The sequence below is a fragment of the Massilia sp. IC2-476 genome (genome assembly GCF_020707295.1).
Taxonomy (GTDB): Bacteria; Pseudomonadota; Gammaproteobacteria; order Burkholderiales; family Burkholderiaceae_D; genus Telluria.
In genome coordinates, this window is sequence record NZ_JAJFER010000002.1 from 453,605 (window position 1) to 469,405 (window position 15,801).

13 protein-coding genes and 1 tRNA gene are annotated in these 15,801 nt (G+C 66.4%); 11 read left to right on the plus strand and 3 right to left on the minus strand.

Features of this window, described 5'->3' with window-relative positions; all coding sequences use genetic code 11:
- Window positions 1-184 precede the first annotated feature (184 nt).
- Genes LK539_RS06925 through LK539_RS06945 form a run of 5 tightly spaced genes read left to right on the plus strand, consistent with a single transcriptional unit; the run spans window position 185 to window position 8,278 of the window.
- Window positions 185-1,492, plus strand: coding sequence for an MFS transporter (locus LK539_RS06925; RefSeq protein ID WP_227800178.1), 1,308 nt, complete (start codon window positions 185-187; stop codon window positions 1,490-1,492).
- A gap of 11 nt (window positions 1,493-1,503) precedes the next feature.
- Window positions 1,504-4,038 (plus strand): nitrite reductase large subunit NirB, encoded by a 2,535-nt coding sequence (gene nirB, locus LK539_RS06930; protein WP_227800179.1) that lies wholly within the window; start codon window positions 1,504-1,506, stop codon window positions 4,036-4,038.
- 18 nt (window positions 4,039-4,056) lie between these two features.
- The gene (gene nirD / locus LK539_RS06935; protein ID WP_227800180.1) at window positions 4,057-4,404 is read left to right on the plus strand and encodes a nitrite reductase small subunit NirD; all 348 of its coding nucleotides are present in this window, start codon (window positions 4,057-4,059) and stop codon (window positions 4,402-4,404) included.
- Window positions 4,389-5,612, plus strand: coding sequence for an NAD(P)/FAD-dependent oxidoreductase (locus LK539_RS06940; protein ID WP_227800181.1), 1,224 nt, complete (start codon window positions 4,389-4,391; stop codon window positions 5,610-5,612). The genes nirD and LK539_RS06940 overlap by 16 nt, the downstream gene beginning before the upstream one ends.
- The gene (locus LK539_RS06945) at window positions 5,612-8,278 is read left to right on the plus strand and encodes a nitrate reductase (RefSeq protein WP_227800182.1); all 2,667 of its coding nucleotides are present in this window, start codon (window positions 5,612-5,614) and stop codon (window positions 8,276-8,278) included. Before LK539_RS06940 ends, LK539_RS06945 begins: the two co-directional genes overlap by 1 nt.
- On the opposite strand, the gene LK539_RS06950 is transcribed toward LK539_RS06945, so the two are convergent.
- From LK539_RS06950 to ispB, 3 genes are all read right to left on the minus strand, one after another.
- The gene (locus tag LK539_RS06950) at window positions 8,275-8,973 is read right to left on the minus strand and encodes a dienelactone hydrolase family protein (RefSeq protein WP_227800183.1); all 699 of its coding nucleotides are present in this window, start codon (window positions 8,971-8,973) and stop codon (window positions 8,275-8,277) included. The genes LK539_RS06945 and LK539_RS06950 overlap by 4 nt on opposite strands.
- 153 nt (window positions 8,974-9,126) lie before the next feature.
- Window positions 9,127-9,203 (minus strand) — tRNA-Pro (locus tag LK539_RS06955).
- A 52-nt stretch (window positions 9,204-9,255) separates the two neighbouring features.
- Entirely contained in the window at window positions 9,256-10,242 is a 987-nt protein-coding gene (gene ispB, locus LK539_RS06960; RefSeq protein ID WP_227800184.1) for an octaprenyl diphosphate synthase, read from the minus strand.
- 280 nt (window positions 10,243-10,522) lie between these two features.
- On the opposite strand from ispB, the gene rplU reads away from it, so the two are divergent.
- From rplU to LK539_RS06990, 6 genes are all read left to right on the plus strand, one after another.
- On the plus strand, window positions 10,523-10,834 hold the full coding sequence (gene rplU, locus LK539_RS06965) for a 50S ribosomal protein L21 (RefSeq protein WP_027865917.1): 312 nt from the start codon (window positions 10,523-10,525) through the stop codon (window positions 10,832-10,834).
- A gap of 43 nt (window positions 10,835-10,877) precedes the next feature.
- Window positions 10,878-11,150: a 50S ribosomal protein L27 gene (gene rpmA, locus LK539_RS06970; protein WP_005668438.1), complete on the plus strand. Its 273-nt coding sequence runs from the start codon at window positions 10,878-10,880 to the stop codon at window positions 11,148-11,150.
- A gap of 104 nt (window positions 11,151-11,254) precedes the next feature.
- On the plus strand, window positions 11,255-12,367 hold the full coding sequence (gene cgtA / locus LK539_RS06975; RefSeq protein WP_227800185.1) for an Obg family GTPase CgtA: 1,113 nt from the start codon (window positions 11,255-11,257) through the stop codon (window positions 12,365-12,367).
- A 25-nt stretch (window positions 12,368-12,392) separates the two neighbouring features.
- Window positions 12,393-12,788 carry a hypothetical protein gene (locus LK539_RS06980; protein ID WP_227800561.1) on the plus strand — a complete coding sequence of 132 codons (396 nt, stop codon included), beginning with the start codon at window positions 12,393-12,395 and terminating at the stop codon, window positions 12,786-12,788.
- On the plus strand, window positions 12,785-13,915 hold the full coding sequence (proB, locus tag LK539_RS06985; RefSeq protein ID WP_227800186.1) for a glutamate 5-kinase: 1,131 nt from the start codon (window positions 12,785-12,787) through the stop codon (window positions 13,913-13,915). The genes LK539_RS06980 and proB overlap by 4 nt, the downstream gene beginning before the upstream one ends.
- 148 nt (window positions 13,916-14,063) lie before the next feature.
- On the plus strand, window positions 14,064-15,644 hold the full coding sequence (locus LK539_RS06990; protein WP_227800187.1) for a methyl-accepting chemotaxis protein: 1,581 nt from the start codon (window positions 14,064-14,066) through the stop codon (window positions 15,642-15,644).
- Window positions 15,645-15,801: the final 157 nt, after the last annotated feature.

A 15,801-nucleotide genomic window follows, 5' to 3' on the forward strand; every position in this document is an offset into this window, starting at 1 on the left:
GCCGCTTCCCTCTGCGTCCCGTGTGGCACGCGTCTTGCTCATACATCGGTACAGGATCAATGGCGATCCTCTTTAATTCTTCGCCAGCCTAACGAGGGGCTGGCAACCAAGGACAACGGCGTCCGCAGCTATCTGCCTTCCCGGCAGGAGCGCGGACGCCGTTTTGTTTTCTAGAGGAAGAAACATGACCACACCATTGGGCAACAAGGCTGACAGCATCAAGCTGTTCTCGTTTGATACCGCGCCGATGCGCGCCTTCCACCTGACCTGGGTAGCCTTCTTCATCTGCTTCTTCGCCTGGTTCGCCTGCGCGCCGCTCATGCCGGTGATCAAAGGCGAGTTCGGGCTGTCGATGGAGCAGATCGCCAACATCAACATCGCGGCCGTCGCCATCACGATCTTCGTGCGCCTGCTGGTCGGCCCGCTGTGCGACCGCTACGGCCCGCGCAAGACCTATACCGGCCTGCTCCTGCTGGGATCGATCCCGGTGCTCGGCGTGGCGCTCTCGCAGAGCTACGAAAGCTTCCTGCTGTTCCGTCTCGGGATCGGCGCGGTCGGCGCCAGCTTCGTGATCACCCAGTACCACACCTCGGTCATGTTCGGGCCGAAGGTGGTCGGCACCGCCAACGCGGCGGCGGCCGGCTGGGGCAACAGCGGCGGCGGCGCGGCGCAGGCCCTCATGCCGCTGCTGCTCACGGCCGTGACCATGCTGGGCGTGTCGCAGGGCCTGGGCTGGCGCGTGGCGCTGGTGGTGCCGGGCCTGATGATGATCCTGATGGCCTTCTTCTACTGGCGCTACACCCAGGATTGCCCGGCCGGGAACTACGACGAGCTGCGCGCCCAGGGTATCCATCCGCAAGGCGGCAAGGGCGGCTGGGCGAGCTTCAAGGAAGCCTGCCGCAACCACCGCGCCTGGCTGCTGTTCGTCACCTACGGCGCCTGCTTCGGCATCGAGATCTTCATCCACAACATCGCCGCCGTGTACTACGTCGAGCATTTCGACCTGTCGTTAGGCAGCGCCGGACTGGCGGCCGGCAGCTTCGGCCTGCTGGCCCTGTTCGCCCGCGCGCTCGGCGGCTGGCTGTCGGACCGCGCTGCCGGTAGCGGAAGCCTGAACAGCCGCGTCACGGTGCTGTTCGTGCTGATGATCGGCGAGGGTCTCGGCCTGCTGTGGTTTGCCCAGGCCGACGGCGTCGCCTATGCCGTCATCGCCATGCTGTGCTTCGGCCTGTTCACCCACATGGCCTGCGGCGCCACCTATGCGCTGGTGCCCTTTGTCGCGCCGAAGGCGCTGGGCGGCGTGGCCGGCATCGTCGGCGCCGGCGGCAACGTCGGCGCGGTGCTGGCCGGCTTCCTGATGAAGGGTACCGGTGACGTCCAGCAGACCCTCGTCATCCTGAGCGTGCTCGTGCTGGCTTCGAGCCTGTGCGCCATCGCCGCCCGTTTCACCCTGGGCGCGGCCGAAGCAGCGCCGCTCGCCACGGCAGCATAAGGAGTAGCAGCATGCATATCGTCCTCGTCGGCCACGGCATGGTGGGCCACAAGTTCCTTGAAACCCTCGCCGCCAGCGCAGACCCGGAGCTGCGCGTCACCATCCTCGGAGAGGAGGCGCGGCCCGCCTACGACCGGGTCCACCTGTCCGAATTCTTTGCCGGGAAAAGCGCGCAAGCGCTGTCGCTTGTGGCGCCCGGCTTCTTCGAGAACGACAGGCTCTGCCTGCGCCTTGGTACCCGCGTGGTCGGCATCGACCGCGAAGCACGCCAGGTGCTGCTGGCGGAAGGCGAGCCGGTCGCGTACGACAGGCTGGTGCTGGCCACCGGTTCCACTCCCTTCGTGCCACCGGTACCGGGGGCCGACCGCAAGGACTGCTTCGTGTACCGCACCATCGAGGACCTGGAAGCGATGCAGGAGGCAGGCAGCCGTTCGCGCACCGGCGTGGTGGTGGGCGGCGGCCTGCTCGGCCTGGAGTGCGCCAAGGCGCTGCGCGACCTCGGGCTGCAGACCCACGTCGTCGAGTTCGCACCGCGCCTGATGGCGGTGCAGGTCGACGAGCCGGGCGCGCGCGTGCTGCGTCACAAGATCGAAGAACTGGGCGTGCAGGTGCACACGCAAAAAAACACGCTGGCGATCGTCGATGGCGAGGAAGCGACCCATCGCATGCAGTTCGCCGACGGCAGTCACCTGGAGGCCGACATGATCGTGTTCTCGGCCGGTATCCGTCCGCGTGACGAGCTGGCGCGTGAAAGCGGCCTGGCGCTGGGCCAGCGCGGCGGCATTCTCATCGACGACCACTGCCTGACTTCCGATCCGGACATCTATGCCATCGGTGAATGCGCTAGCTGGCGCGGCCAGCTGTTCGGCCTGGTGGCGCCGGGTTACGACATGGCGCGCACCGCGGCCAAGCACATCCTCGGCCTCGAGACCGGCTTCGCCGGCGCCGACCTGAGCACCAAGCTGAAACTGATGGGCGTGGACGTGGCCAGCATCGGCGACGCCCATGGCGCAACGGCAGGCTGCCGCAGCTACCAGTTCCTCGACGAGCGCCGGCAGCAGTACCGCAAGATCGTCACGTCAAGCTGCGGCAAGTACCTGCTTGGCGCCGTGCTGGTGGGCGACGCCGCCACTTACGGCGAACTGCTGCAGATGATGCTGAACCGGCTGGAACTGCCTGCTGCGCCGGAAGTGCTGATCCTGCCGCAACTGGAAGGCGCGGTCCGTCCGGCGCTGGGTGTCGCGGCGCTGCCGGCCGGCGCCCAGATCTGTTCCTGCAACGACGTCTCGAAAGGCGCACTGTGCGAAGCGGTGGCGGGCGGCGCCAGGTCGGTCGGCGCGCTCAAGAGCTGTACGAAGGCCGGCACCGCCTGCGGCGGCTGCGTGCCCCTGATGACCCAGGTGATGAACGCCGAGCTGGCGCGGCTCGGGGTGGAGGTCAAGGACCACCTGTGCGAACACTTCGCCTGCTCGCGCCAGGAGCTGTACCACCTGGTGCGGGTGGAAGGCATCCGCAGCTTCGGCGAACTGCTGGCGAAGCATGGCAAGGGCCTCGGTTGCGACATCTGCAAGCCGGTGGTGGCGAATATCCTTGCCTCCGCCTGGAACGACTTCGTGCTCAAGCCGGAGCACGCCAGCCTGCAGGATTCGAACGACTACTTCCTCGGCAACATCCAGAAGGACGGAACCTATTCGGTGGTGCCGCGCATGCCGGGCGGCGAGGTGACGGCCGACGGCCTGATCGCGGTAGGGCAGGTGGCCAAGAAGTACGGGCTGTACACCAAGATCACGGGCGGCCAGCGGGTCGACCTGTTCGGCGCGCGGGTGGAGCAGCTGCCCCAAATCTGGGAAGAACTGATCGCGGCCGGCTTCGAGTCGGGCCACGCCTACGGCAAGTCGTTGCGCACCGTGAAGTCCTGCGTCGGCTCGACCTGGTGCCGCTTCGGCGTGGGCGACAGCGCCGGCTTCGCCATCGCCCTGGAGAACCGCTACAAGGGCCTGCGCGCGCCGCACAAGATCAAGTTCGGCGTGTCCGGCTGCACCCGCGAGTGCGCCGAAGCCCAGGGCAAGGACGTGGGCCTGATCGCCACCGAGAAGGGCTGGAACCTGTACGTGTGCGGCAATGGCGGCATGAAGCCGCGCCACGCCGAGCTGCTGGCTGCCGGCATCGACGAGGAAACGGTCGTGAAACTGGTCGACCGCTTCCTGATGTTCTACGTGCGCACGGCCGGGCGCCTGCAGCGCACCAGCGTGTGGCGCGAGAACCTCGAGGGCGGGCTGGACTACCTGAAGCAGGTGGTGGTCGAGGACAGCCTGGGCATCGCGCAGGAACTGGAGGCGCAGATGCAGCACGTGGTCGACACCTACGCCTGCGAGTGGAAGGAAGCCGTCACCAATCCCGAGGTGCGGCGGCGTTTCCGCCACTTCGTCAACAGCGAGGCGCCCGACAGCAATGTCGTGTTCGTGCCCGAACGCGGACAGATCCGTCCGGCCAATCCCGAGGAGCGGCGCGCTCGCGTCATCCCGATTGCCGCCAGCGCGGCGTAACGATTGAAGGAGCAAGCCATGCACCGAGACCTGCAATTACAGAACTGGACCGCCGTCTGCGCCCTCGACGACATCGTCCCCGACACCGGCGTCTGTGCACTGCTGGGTGGCCGGCAGGTGGCCGTGTTCCGCGTCGGCAGCCAGGAGCCGCGCGTTTTCGCCATCGATAACTTCGACCCCAATGCCCAGGCGGCAGTGCTGTCGCGCGGCCTGGTCGGCAGCATCGGCGAACGCATCGTCGTCGCCTCGCCCATCTACAAGCAGCATTTCGACCTCCACAGCGGCGAATGCCTGGAAGCGCCCGAGCATTCGGTGGCCAGCTATCCGGCCCGCGTGGAAGGAGGCAAGGTATGGATCGCACCGTGAAACCGAAGCTGGTCGTCGTCGGCAACGGCATGGCCGGCATGCGCACCGTGGAAGAGCTGCTCAAGCTCGACGCCGGCATGTACGACATCACGGTGTTCGGCCTCGAGCCGCGCGTGAACTACAACCGCATCCTGCTCTCGCCCGTGCTCGCGGGGGACAAGGGGGCTGACGACATCGTGCTGCACACGCGCGAGTGGTACGCGGAACATGGCATCGTGCTGCATGCGGGGGACCCCGTGATCGAGATCGACCGCCAGCGCCGCGTCGTGCGGGCCCGCTCCGGCCTGGAGGTGGCTTACGATCGCTTGCTGCTGGCAACCGGTTCCACGCCTTTCATCTTGCCGGTGCCGGGCGCACAGCTGGACGGTGTGCTGGGCTTTCGCGACCTGGACGACGTCGACCGCATGCTGGCGGCGGCGCGGCGCCGCGGCAGCGCGGTGGTGATCGGCGGCGGCCTGCTCGGCCTGGAAGCCGCCAACGGCCTGCTGCGCCGTGGCATGGCCGTCACCGTCGTCCACCTGACCGACAGCCTGATGAACCAGCAGCTCGACCCGCAGGCGGCCGCTCTGCTGAAGCTCGCGCTGGAGCAGCGCGGCCTGCGCATCCTGCTCGGTGCGCAGACCGAGGCGATCCTGGGCGAGGCCAGGGTAGAGGCGGTGCGCTTCACCGATGGCACCGAAGTGGCGGCCGACCTGGTGGTGATGGCTGCCGGCGTGCGTCCCAACGTGGCGCTGGCGGTTGACGCGGGTCTGCACGTCGAGCGCGCCATCGTGGTCGACGACACCCTGCAGACCTACGACCCGCGCATCTATGCGGTGGGCGAGTGCGTCCAGCACCGCAAGGCCACCTTCGGCCTGGTGGCGCCGATCTGGGACCAGGCGCGCGTCTGCGCGGCCCACCTGGCCGGTCTCGGGCACCGCCGCTACGTGCAGCAGGCCACCGCCACCAAGCTGAAAGTGACGGGGATCGACCTGTACTCGGCCGGCGACATCGTGGGCAGGGAGGGCAGCGAAGACCTCGTGCTGCGTGACCGACGTGCCGGCGTCTACAAGCGCCTGGTGCTGGCGGGCAGCCGCGTGACCGGCGCGGTCCTGTACGGCGACGTGACGGACGGCCCCTGGTACTTCGACCTGATCCAGCGCGGCACGGACGTTTCCAGCTTCCGTGACCGGCTATTGTTCGGTCCTGCTTTGTGCGAGGCGGCGTGATGGGGGCGCCGATCGTCGCCAGCGTGCGCACCACCTGTCCCTATTGCGGCGTCGGCTGCGGCATCCGCGCGACGCCGACGGTGGACGGCGCCCTGATCGAGGGCGATCCGGAACACATGGCGAGCCGCGGGCGCCTGTGCGTCAAGGGTTCGGCGCTGGGCGAGACGCTCGGCCTGGACGGGCGACTACTGACCCCGGCCATCCGCGAAGGGGGCCGTTTGCGCAGCACGAGCTGGGGCGAGGCGCTTGACAGGGTCGCTTCCAGTTTCGCCTCGATCATCGCCGAGCATGGCCCGGATGCCGTGGCGATGTACGTCTCGGGCCAGCTGCTTACCGAGGACTACTACGTCGCCAACAAGTTCATGAAGGGCTTCGTGGGCAGCGCCAACATCGACACCAATTCGCGCCTGTGCATGTCCTCCGCCGTTGCCGGCCACAAGCGCGCCTTCGGCGAAGACCTGGTGCCTGGCTGCTACGAAGACTTCGAACTGGCCGACCTGGTCGTGCTGGTGGGCGCCAACACGGCCTGGTGCCACCCGACCCTGTTCCAGCGCATCGCGAAAGCGAAGGAAGCGCGCCCCGGAATGCGCATCGTCGCCATCGACCCGCGCCGCACCGCCACCTGCGAGCTGGCCGACCTGCACCTGCCGCTCAAGGCCGGCACCGACGTGTGGCTATTCAACGGCCTGCTCAGCTACCTGGCCCGCAGCGGCGCCGCCGACAAGGCCTTCGTGGCGGCGCACACGGCCGGCCTGGAAGCCGCCTTGCTGGAAGCGGACCGCTGCGACAGCATCGAGTTCGTGGCGCGCACCTGCGGCGTCGATCCGCGCCTGCTGGTCGAGTTCTACGAGATGTTTGCAGCGACGACCAGGGTGGTGACGGCCTTCTCACAGGGCGTCAACCAGTCCTCGAGCGGCACCGACAAGGTGAACAGCATCATCAACTGCCACCTGCTCACCGGCCGTATCGGCAGGCCGGGCATGGGGCCGTTCTCGCTGACCGGGCAGCCCAACGCCATGGGCGGGCGCGAAGTAGGGGGCCTGGCCAACATGCTGGCCAGCCACCTCGACCTGGACCAGCCGGCACACCGCGAGGTCGTGCGTAGCTTCTGGGACGCCCCGCGCATGGCCGACAAGCCGGGCCTGAAGGCCGTCGACCTGTTCCGCGCCATCGAGGAGGGCAAGGTCAAGGCGGTGTGGATCATGGCGACCAATCCGGTAGTGAGCCTGCCGGACGCCGACCAGGTGAAACGCGCCCTGGAGCGCTGCGAGCTGGTTGTGGTCTCGGACATGACGGCCGGCACCGACACCGCGGCCTTCGGCGATGTGCTGCTGCCGGCGCTGGGCTGGGGCGAGAAAGAGGGCACCGTGACCAACTCCGAACGCTGCATCTCGCGCCAGCGCCGTTTCCTGCCGGCGCCGGGAGAAGCGAAAAGCGACTGGCAGGCCATCTGCGAGCTCGCACGGCGCATGGGTTTCGCTGGCTTCGATTACAGCGGCGTGCACGCCATCTTCGACGAACACGCCCGCCTGTCGGGCTGGCGCAACCGCGAGGGCGAGCTGCCGCGCCAGTTCCGGATCGACGGCCTGGCCGGCATGGACCGCGCGGCCTACGACGCGCTCGAGCCCGTGCAGTGGCCGCTGGCGCCCGGGAGGGAGGGGACGCGGCGCCTGTTCGCGGACGGCCGCTTCGCCCATGCCGACGGCAGGGCGCGGTTCGTCGCGACGGCGCCGCGCGCGCCGGCGAACGCCGTGAGCGGCGAATTCCCGCTGGCGCTGAACACGGGCCGCCTGCGCGACCAGTGGCACACCATGACGCGCACCGGCAAGTCGCCGCGCCTGGCGGGCCACGCGCCCGAACCCTTCGTCGACCTGCATCCGCACGACGCCTTGACGAGCGGTGTGCGCGAGGGCGAGCTGGCGCGCGTGAGCAGCCGCTGGGGCGCGATCGTGGCGCGCGTCGCGCATAGCGGCGGCATCGCGCGCGGCGCAGCGTTTGTCCCGATCCACTGGAACGGCCAGACGGCGTCGGACGCGCGCGTCGGCGCCGTGGTCAATCCGGACGTGGATCCGGTCTCGGGCGAGCCGGAATTCAAGCACACGCCAGTGCGCGTCGAACCCTTCGGCGTAAGCTGGCACGGCTTCATCCTGAGCCGGCAAGAACTGGATCTCGACCGCATCGCCAACTGGACCCGCGTGCGCGGCGCCGGCTTCGTGCGCTACGAACTGGGAGGACGTGATCCGGTGTCGCCCGAGCAGGCGAGGGCGCTGCTGGGCGCCGGCGAGGACGCCGACTGGATCGAATACGAGGACAGGGCCGAGGGCATGCTGCGCTGCGCGCTGCTGGTGGATGGACGCCTGCAGGCTTGCCTGTTCCTGTCGCGCCGCCCGGACCTGCCGGCGCGCGCATGGCTGGGCGGACTGTTCGCTGAGGCTGAACTGTCTGCCAAGGACCGCGCCACGCTACTGGCCGGACGGGCGCCGCGCCAGGGACTCGATCCCGGCCCGATCGTGTGCTCGTGCTTCGGCGTGGGCCGCGACACGATCTGCCGCGCCATCGCCGAGCACGGGTTGACCGACAGCGCCGGCGTCACCGCCTGCGTGCGCGCCGGCGGCAACTGCGGCTCCTGCCTGCCCGAGATTCGCCAGCTCCTGGGAACGCGTTAACGCAGCGTGCGCGCGAAGAAATCGTCGGTGCGGCTGTTGGCGAGCCTGGCATTCTCGGCGTGGTAGTGATTACCGCCCGGCCGCGCGAAGGCATGGTTGCTTCCGGCGTAGCTGTGCAGCTCGATGTTGTCCTTGCCGGCAAAGGCGGCGCGGATCTTCGCCTGCGCATCCTTGCCGATGAACTCGTCCTCTTCGGCAAGGTGGTAGAGCAGGGGCGCCTTGATGTTTGGCACCTCGTCGAGATACGCGTCGGTGCCGCCGCCGTAGTAGGCAGCAAAGGCGTCGCCGTCGGTGCGCGCGGCGGAGAGGAAAGTCATCAGGCCACCCAGGCAGTAGCCGGTGACGCCGACCTTGCCATTGGCGTCCTGTAGCGTGCGCGCCTGCTGGATGACGAGGGCGATGTCTTCGACGCCCTTGTCCCTGTCGTAGGCCTGGTACAGCGCGAAGGCCTTCTCCCAGTCGCCTTCCACCGCTTCCGACAGGAACACGCCCGGCTCAAGGCGCCAGAACAGGTCGGGGCAGACGGCGATATAGCCTTTGGCGGCGTAGTCGTCGGCGATGCTGCGGATGCCGGCGTTCACGCCGAAGATTTCCTGCAGAACGATGACGACGGGATGCGGTCCCGGCGTGGCGGGGCGGGCGACGTGGCAGACGAAGCTGCCGTCGGTGGTTTGCACCTGGATCTGTGCGGTCATGGGCAACCTTTCGATAATGATGGAAGGATCAGGCCCTGCGGCCTGCATCCCTCATCATATCGAGACCGTGCGCGACGCGCGGCACGCCAAGCGTGCACCGGGCGGACGAAAAAAAAACAGCGAACCGGAGTTCGCTGTTTTTCTGAAATTCTGTGGTCGGGGTGAGAGGATTCGAACCTCCGGCCTCTACGTCCCGAACGTAGCGCTCTACCGGGCTAAGCTACACCCCGACGGTTTGAGACTTCGTATTCGAAATCTCGGGAAGGCATTACTATAGTAGGCTCAATGGTTCCTGTCAACAGCGAAACTGCAGAGCTGGAGCAGGCTGCTCTTGTACAGGCTGTCCGGCAGATCGGCAATCGCTTCGGCTGCGCGGCTGGCGGCCTGTTCCGCCTGCTGGCGGGTGTAGTCCAGGGCGCCGCTCGAGCTGACCGCGGCCAGTACCGCTTCGAACTGGGCTTCGTCGCCGTGCTCGATGCAGCTGCGCACCAGTTGGCGCTGTTCCGGGGTGCCATGTTCCATCAGCCAGATCAGAGGCAGGGTCGGCTTGCCTTCGCGCAGGTCGTCGCCCAGGTTCTTGCCGATCTCGGCCGCATCGCCCGCATAGTCCAGCACGTCGTCGATGAGCTGGAAGGCCGTGCCCAGCGAGCGGCCGTATTCGCCGGCCGCCGCGATCTGTTCGTCGCTGGCGCCACCCACCAGGGCGCCCAGCTCCGCGGCCGCCTCGAACAGCTTGGCAGTCTTGGAGCGGATCACGGTGAGGTAGCTCTCGTGGGTCACGTCCGGGTCGTGCATGTTCAGCAGCTGCAGCACTTCGCCTTCGGCGATCACGTTGGTGGCGTCGGACAGGATGCGCATCACGCGCATGTTGTCGAGGCTAACCATCATCTGGAACGAGCGCGAATACAGGAAGTCGCCGACCAGTACCGAGGCGGCGTTGCCGAACAGGGCATTCGCCGTCTGGCGCCCGCGCCGCATCGAGGATTCGTCGACCACGTCGTCATGCAGCAGGGTGGCGGTGTGGATGAATTCGACCACGGCCGCCAGCTCGTGGTGGGCGGTGCCCTTGTAGCCGTAGGCGTTCGCCAGCAGCAGCACCAGCACCGGCCGGATCCGCTTGCCGCCCGCGCTGATGATGTACTCGGCGATCTGGTTGACCAGGCTTACTTCCGAGTGCAGCCGCTGTCGGATCACCGCATTCACGGCCTCCATGTCGGTGGCGATCGATTGGGCGATAGTGTTCTGGGCGTGTTGGGTAGCGGCTGACAAGGCGAACCTGCGAAACGTAATCGGTTTGAAGTGCGGGGATTATACGACATGCAAGGAAAGGGCGTCCCACTGATGGCTTCCAGCAGGCTCAGGTGGTCCAGCCACATGCGGGGCGCCAACGTTGGCAAAGCGCTACGCCTGCAACATGCTCTTCCGGATTCGTCAAGGCCTTTTGACCGCTTGCCCCGACTTATGTATAATCCCCTGTTCCCCGGCTTCCGAACAGCTCAGCGTCTCTGACGCCGGCGGGATTCTTTTAACATTTGATGAGGTTTCAATCATGTACGCGGTCATAAAAACCGGTGGCAAGCAATACAAAGTTGTCGCTGGCGAAAAACTCAAAGTAGAACAGATACCTGCTGACATTGGTTCCGAACTCACCATCGATCAAGTTCTCGCGCTCGGCGCGGGCGACAGCATCAAGTTTGGTGCTCCGCTGGTCGAAGGTGCCTCGGTCCTGGTGAAAGTTGTTTCCCACGGTCGCCACGACAAGGTCCGCATCTTCAAGATGCGCCGTCGTAAGCACTACCAGAAGCGTCAGGGCCATCGCCAGAACTTCACCGAAATCCAGGTGGTGTCGATCAACGGCTAATCCCCGTTTGATTCACCAAGTTCATTCATCAAGGAGCAAATAAATGGCACACAAAAAAGGTGGCGGTACTACCCGCAACGGCCGTGACTCAGAAAGCAAACGCCTTGGCGTGAAAGTCTACGGCGGCCAGGCGATCAACGCCGGCGGCATCATCATCCGTCAACGCGGCACCCCGGTGCGCGCTGGCGCCAACGTCGGCACCGGCAAGGATCACACCCTGTTCGCGCTGGTCGACGGTACCGTCAAGTTCGTCAAGCAAGGCGTCGGCTCGAAGCAGTTCGTGACCGTCGTTGCTAACGAAGCAGTCGCTGCTTAATAGCATTTGCGCCGCGTTCAGCGGCGCTTCTTTGTAAGGCGCAAGCCTTCCATCGAAAGGCTCTGCCCACGGTAGGGCCTTTTTAGTTTTTATCGGTCACCATCATGAAGTTTATCGACGAAGCAAGAATTGAAGTCATCGCCGGCGACGGCGGCAACGGGTGCGCCTCGTTCCGCCGCGAGAAGTTCCGCCCATTCGGCGGCCCGGACGGCGGCGACGGCGGCAAGGGCGGCTCGATCTACGTGGTGGCCGACCGTAACATCAACACCCTGGTGGACTTCCGCTACTCCAAGACCCACCATGCGCGCAACGGCGAACCGGGCCGCGGCTCGGATTGCTACGGCAAGGGCGCCGAGGACGTCTACCTGCGCATGCCGGTGGGTACCCTGATCATCGACGACGTCAACGGCGAGATCATCGCCGACCTGACCGAGCACGGCCAGACCGAACTGCTGGCCCAGGGTGGCGAGGGCGGCTGGGGCAACATCCACTTCAAGACCTCGACCAACCGCGCGCCGCGCCAGAAGACCGAGGGCAAGGAAGGCCAGCGCCGCACCCTGCGCCTCGAACTGAAGGTGCTGGCCGACGTCGGCCTGCTGGGCATGCCGAATGCCGGCAAGTCGACCTTCATCACCGCCGTGTCGAACGCCAAGCCGAAGATCGCCGACTACCCGTTCACCACCCTGCACCCGAACCTGGGCGTGGTGCGCGTGTCGCACGAGAAGAGCTTCGTGATCGCCGACATCCCGGGCCTGATCGAAGGCGCGGCCGAAGGCGCGGGCCTGGGTCACCAGTTCCTGCGCCACCTGGCCCGTACCGGCCTGCTGCTGCACATCGTCGACCTGTCGGGCTTCGATGCCAAGGTCGATCCGGTCAAGGAAGCCAAGGCCCTGGTCAAGGAACTGGAAAAGTACGACGAAGAGCTGCTCAACAAGCCGCGCTGGCTGGTGCTGAACAAGCTCGACGTGGTCGATGAAGCCGAGCGCAAGAAGGTCGTCAAGGATTTCGTCAAGCGCATGGCCTGGAAGGGGCCGGTGTTCGAGATCTCGGCCCTGAACCGCGAAGGCTGCCAGGACCTGGTCAATGCGATCTACCTGCACCTGGAAGAAAAGCGCACGCTTGAGCAGCGCGCTGAAGAGACCTCGATGACCGAGGAAGCGCGCGGCATCAACTCGATCGATCCGGACGATCCGCGTTTCAAGATCATTGAGGACTAAGAGGCGCTCGTTGGCCTTGTCAGCCGTGTATCGCAGCTGGCTGCGCGGCCGGCTGCTGCAACTGCTCGCCACCGCCAGCTCGCTGGCGGCGCTGGCGGCCATGCTCGATCCCGACCGCATCGCGGGCGCGATGGGCATCTTTCTCGTCGGCGTGAACGGCTACAGCCAGTTCTACGCCGTCTACGTGGGCATGCGCCTCGCTACCGCGATGCTGGCGCTGCTGGCAGCAAGAAGCGGCGACCGGCCCCTTCTCGTCGACCTCACCGCATTGTTCCTCCTGGCCCAGCCGGCCGGGCGTCTCGTCGCCGCTTTCGCGATCGGGCTGCCGAAGGGGGTATTATTAGCAGTCTGCGCGGTCGAGTTGTTGGCAGGACTTTCCCTGCTGGCCTTAAGGCCGCGAGGAAAATTCCTGTCGCTATGAACTCAGTCGCCCACTCCACGCTCCAGCAAGCCTCCCGCATCATCGTCAAGGTCGGTTCCTCGCTCGTCACCAACGAGGGCAGGGGCCTGGACCACACCGCCATCGCCCGCTGGGCTGCCCAGATCGCCGCATTGCGCAGCCTCGGCAAGGAAGTCGTGCTGGTGTCCTCGGGCGCGATCGCCGAGGGCATGCTGCGCCTCGGTTTCAGCAAGCGCCCGACCGACATCCACGAACTGCAGGCCTGCGCCGCCGTAGGCCAGATGGGCCTGGCCCAGATCTACGAAACCAGTTTCCGTACCCATGGGATTGGCACCGCCCAGGTGCTGCTGACCCACGCAGACCTGGCCGACCGCGAGCGCTACCTGAACGCGCGCTCGACGCTGACCACCCTGCTGCGCCTGGGCGTGGTCCCGATCATCAACGAGAACGACACCGTCGTCACCGACGAGATCAAGTTCGGCGACAACGACACCCTGGGGGCACTGGTAGCCAACCTGATCGAAGCCGACGTGCTGGTGATCCTCACCGACCAGCGCGGCCTGTTTTCGAGCGATCCGCGCAAGGACCCCGCTGCGCGCCTGATCGCGCAGGCGCAGGCGGGCGACCCGGCACTCGAGGCGATGGCCGGCGGCGCCGGGTCCAGCATCGGGCGCGGCGGCATGCTGACCAAGGTGCTGGCGGCCAGGCGCGCCGCGCGTTCGGGCGCCCACACCATCATCGCCTGGGGCCGCGAAGAGAACGTGCTCACGCGCCTGGCCGGCGGCGAGGCCATCGGCACCCAGCTGGTGGCCCCGACCGGACGCCTGACCGCGCGCCGCCAGTGGATGATCGACCACCTGCACACCACCGGCGAAGTGGTGCTCGACGCCGGCGCTGTACAGAAGCTCACGCAGGAGGGCAAGTCGCTGCTGCCGATCGGCGTGCTTGCGGTGCGCGGCGAGTTCGGGCGCGGACAGGTGATCACCTGCATCGACGAAGCGGGCAAGCCGCTGGCGCGCGGGCTAACCAACTACACCAGCAGCGAAGTACGGCGCATCATGCGTCACTCCTCGGCCGAGATCGAGCGCATTCTTGGTTATGTCGAGGGGCCGGAACTGGTACATCGCGACAACCTCGTCCTTTTATAAGCGGTAGCGCACTACTCTGGTGCGGCGTTGCTGCTGAGCTACATATAGTTGGCGCCGCTACAAGCGGTCTGGTGTTAATTTTGCCTACAGGATACAGAAATAAGTACACTGTATTCATCACGCATAACGCCGCGCACGGCCCACACTCATGAAACTCAGCCGCAAACTTCCGATCGGCTTCGCCGCCGTCACCCTTGTCGTCGCTTGTGCCGGCTTTTTCGGCATGAACCGCATGAACCATGCGCTCGACACCTACAACGCGGCCGTGATCCAGTCCAGCAACGCGCAGCGTGTGGAAGGACTGCTGTCCCACTTCAGGCTGCAGACGCAGGAGTGGAAGAACACCTTATTGCGTGGCAAGGACGAGGAACAGCGCAACAAGTTCTGGACTGCCTTCCAGAAGAGTGAGACCGAAGTCGCGGGGGAAGCGAAAGATCTGGTCGCGGCACTGCCTGCTGGCCCCGTGCGCGAACTGCTGACCGAGTTCCAGGGCGCGCATGCGAAGATGGGTGAAGGCTATCGCCGCGGCTATGCCGATTTCACCAGCGCAGGCTTCGATGCCGCTGCCGGGGACATGGCGGTCAAGGGGATGGACCGGGCGCCCGCCGAGCTCCTCGCCAAGGCCCAGGACGCGATGTCGAAGCAGGCCAACGAAACGGTCGGCGCAGCCGAGGCGGTCGGGCACCATGCCACGATTCTCAGCTACAGCCTGATGCTGCTGGGCGCCGCGGTGGCGGTTGGCGCCGGCGTGCTGGTGTCGCGTTCGATCACGCGCCCCCTCGGCCAGGCCGTCGAAGCGGCGCAGAGCGTCGCCTCGGGCGACCTGCGCACCAGCATCGTGGTGCGCAGCGATGACGAGACCGGCCAGCTGCTGCAGGCATTGAAAGACATGACCGGCAGCCTGCAGAACATTGTGGCGCAGGTGCGCGGCGGCGCCGAGACCATCGCCGTGGCCTCGGATGAAATCGCACAGGGCAACCTGGACCTGTCGACCCGCACCGAGCAGCAGGCCGGCGCGATCGAGGAAACCGCCTCGTCGATGGAAGAAATGACCGCGACCGTGCAGCGCAATGCGGAGAACGCGCAGCAGGCCAGCCAGCTGGCGGTCTCGGCTTGCGACGTGGCGGCCAAGGGCGGCCACATGGTCGAGCAGGTGGTGGGCACGATGGCCTCGATCAGCGAATCCTCGCGCAAGATCGTCGACATCATCAGCGTCATCGATGGCATCGCCTTCCAGACCAATATCCTGGCGCTGAACGCGGCCGTGGAAGCGGCGCGTGCGGGCGAGCAGGGCCGCGGCTTTGCCGTCGTGGCGGGCGAGGTGCGCAACCTGGCGCAGCGCTCGGCTACTGCCGCCAAGGAAATCAAGGAACTGATCAACGACTCGGTGCAGCGCGTGGAGGCGGGCAACCAGCTGGTCGGCGAGGCCGGCGCCACCATGGGCGACATCGTCACCAGTGTGCGCCGCGTGATGGACATCATCGGCGAGATCAGCACCGCCAGCGCCGAGCAGGGCGCGGGTATTGCGCAGATCAACATGGCGGTGGGGGAGATGGACACCACCACCCAGCAGAACGCCGCATTGGTCGAGGAAGCCGCCGCCGCCGCGCAGTCGCTGCGCGACCAGACCCAGGCCCTGAACGAGGTGGTATCGGTGTTCAAGCTCGAAGAGGTGCGCGAGCTGCGCAAGGCGCTTCCGCTCCACGCACCGAAACGCTTGGCTGCGTAGGGGTGATCTGGTCCAGTGGACCAGATCACGCTCGCCGACCGCGCGTTCAGCACGACTCTGCGTCGCCGCCATGCATGCCGGAGTTGAACGCGTGTTCGGCAAAGCCGAACACCCTACGGTAAGATGAAAGACGCGCCACAGTTGGCGCGTTTTTTCA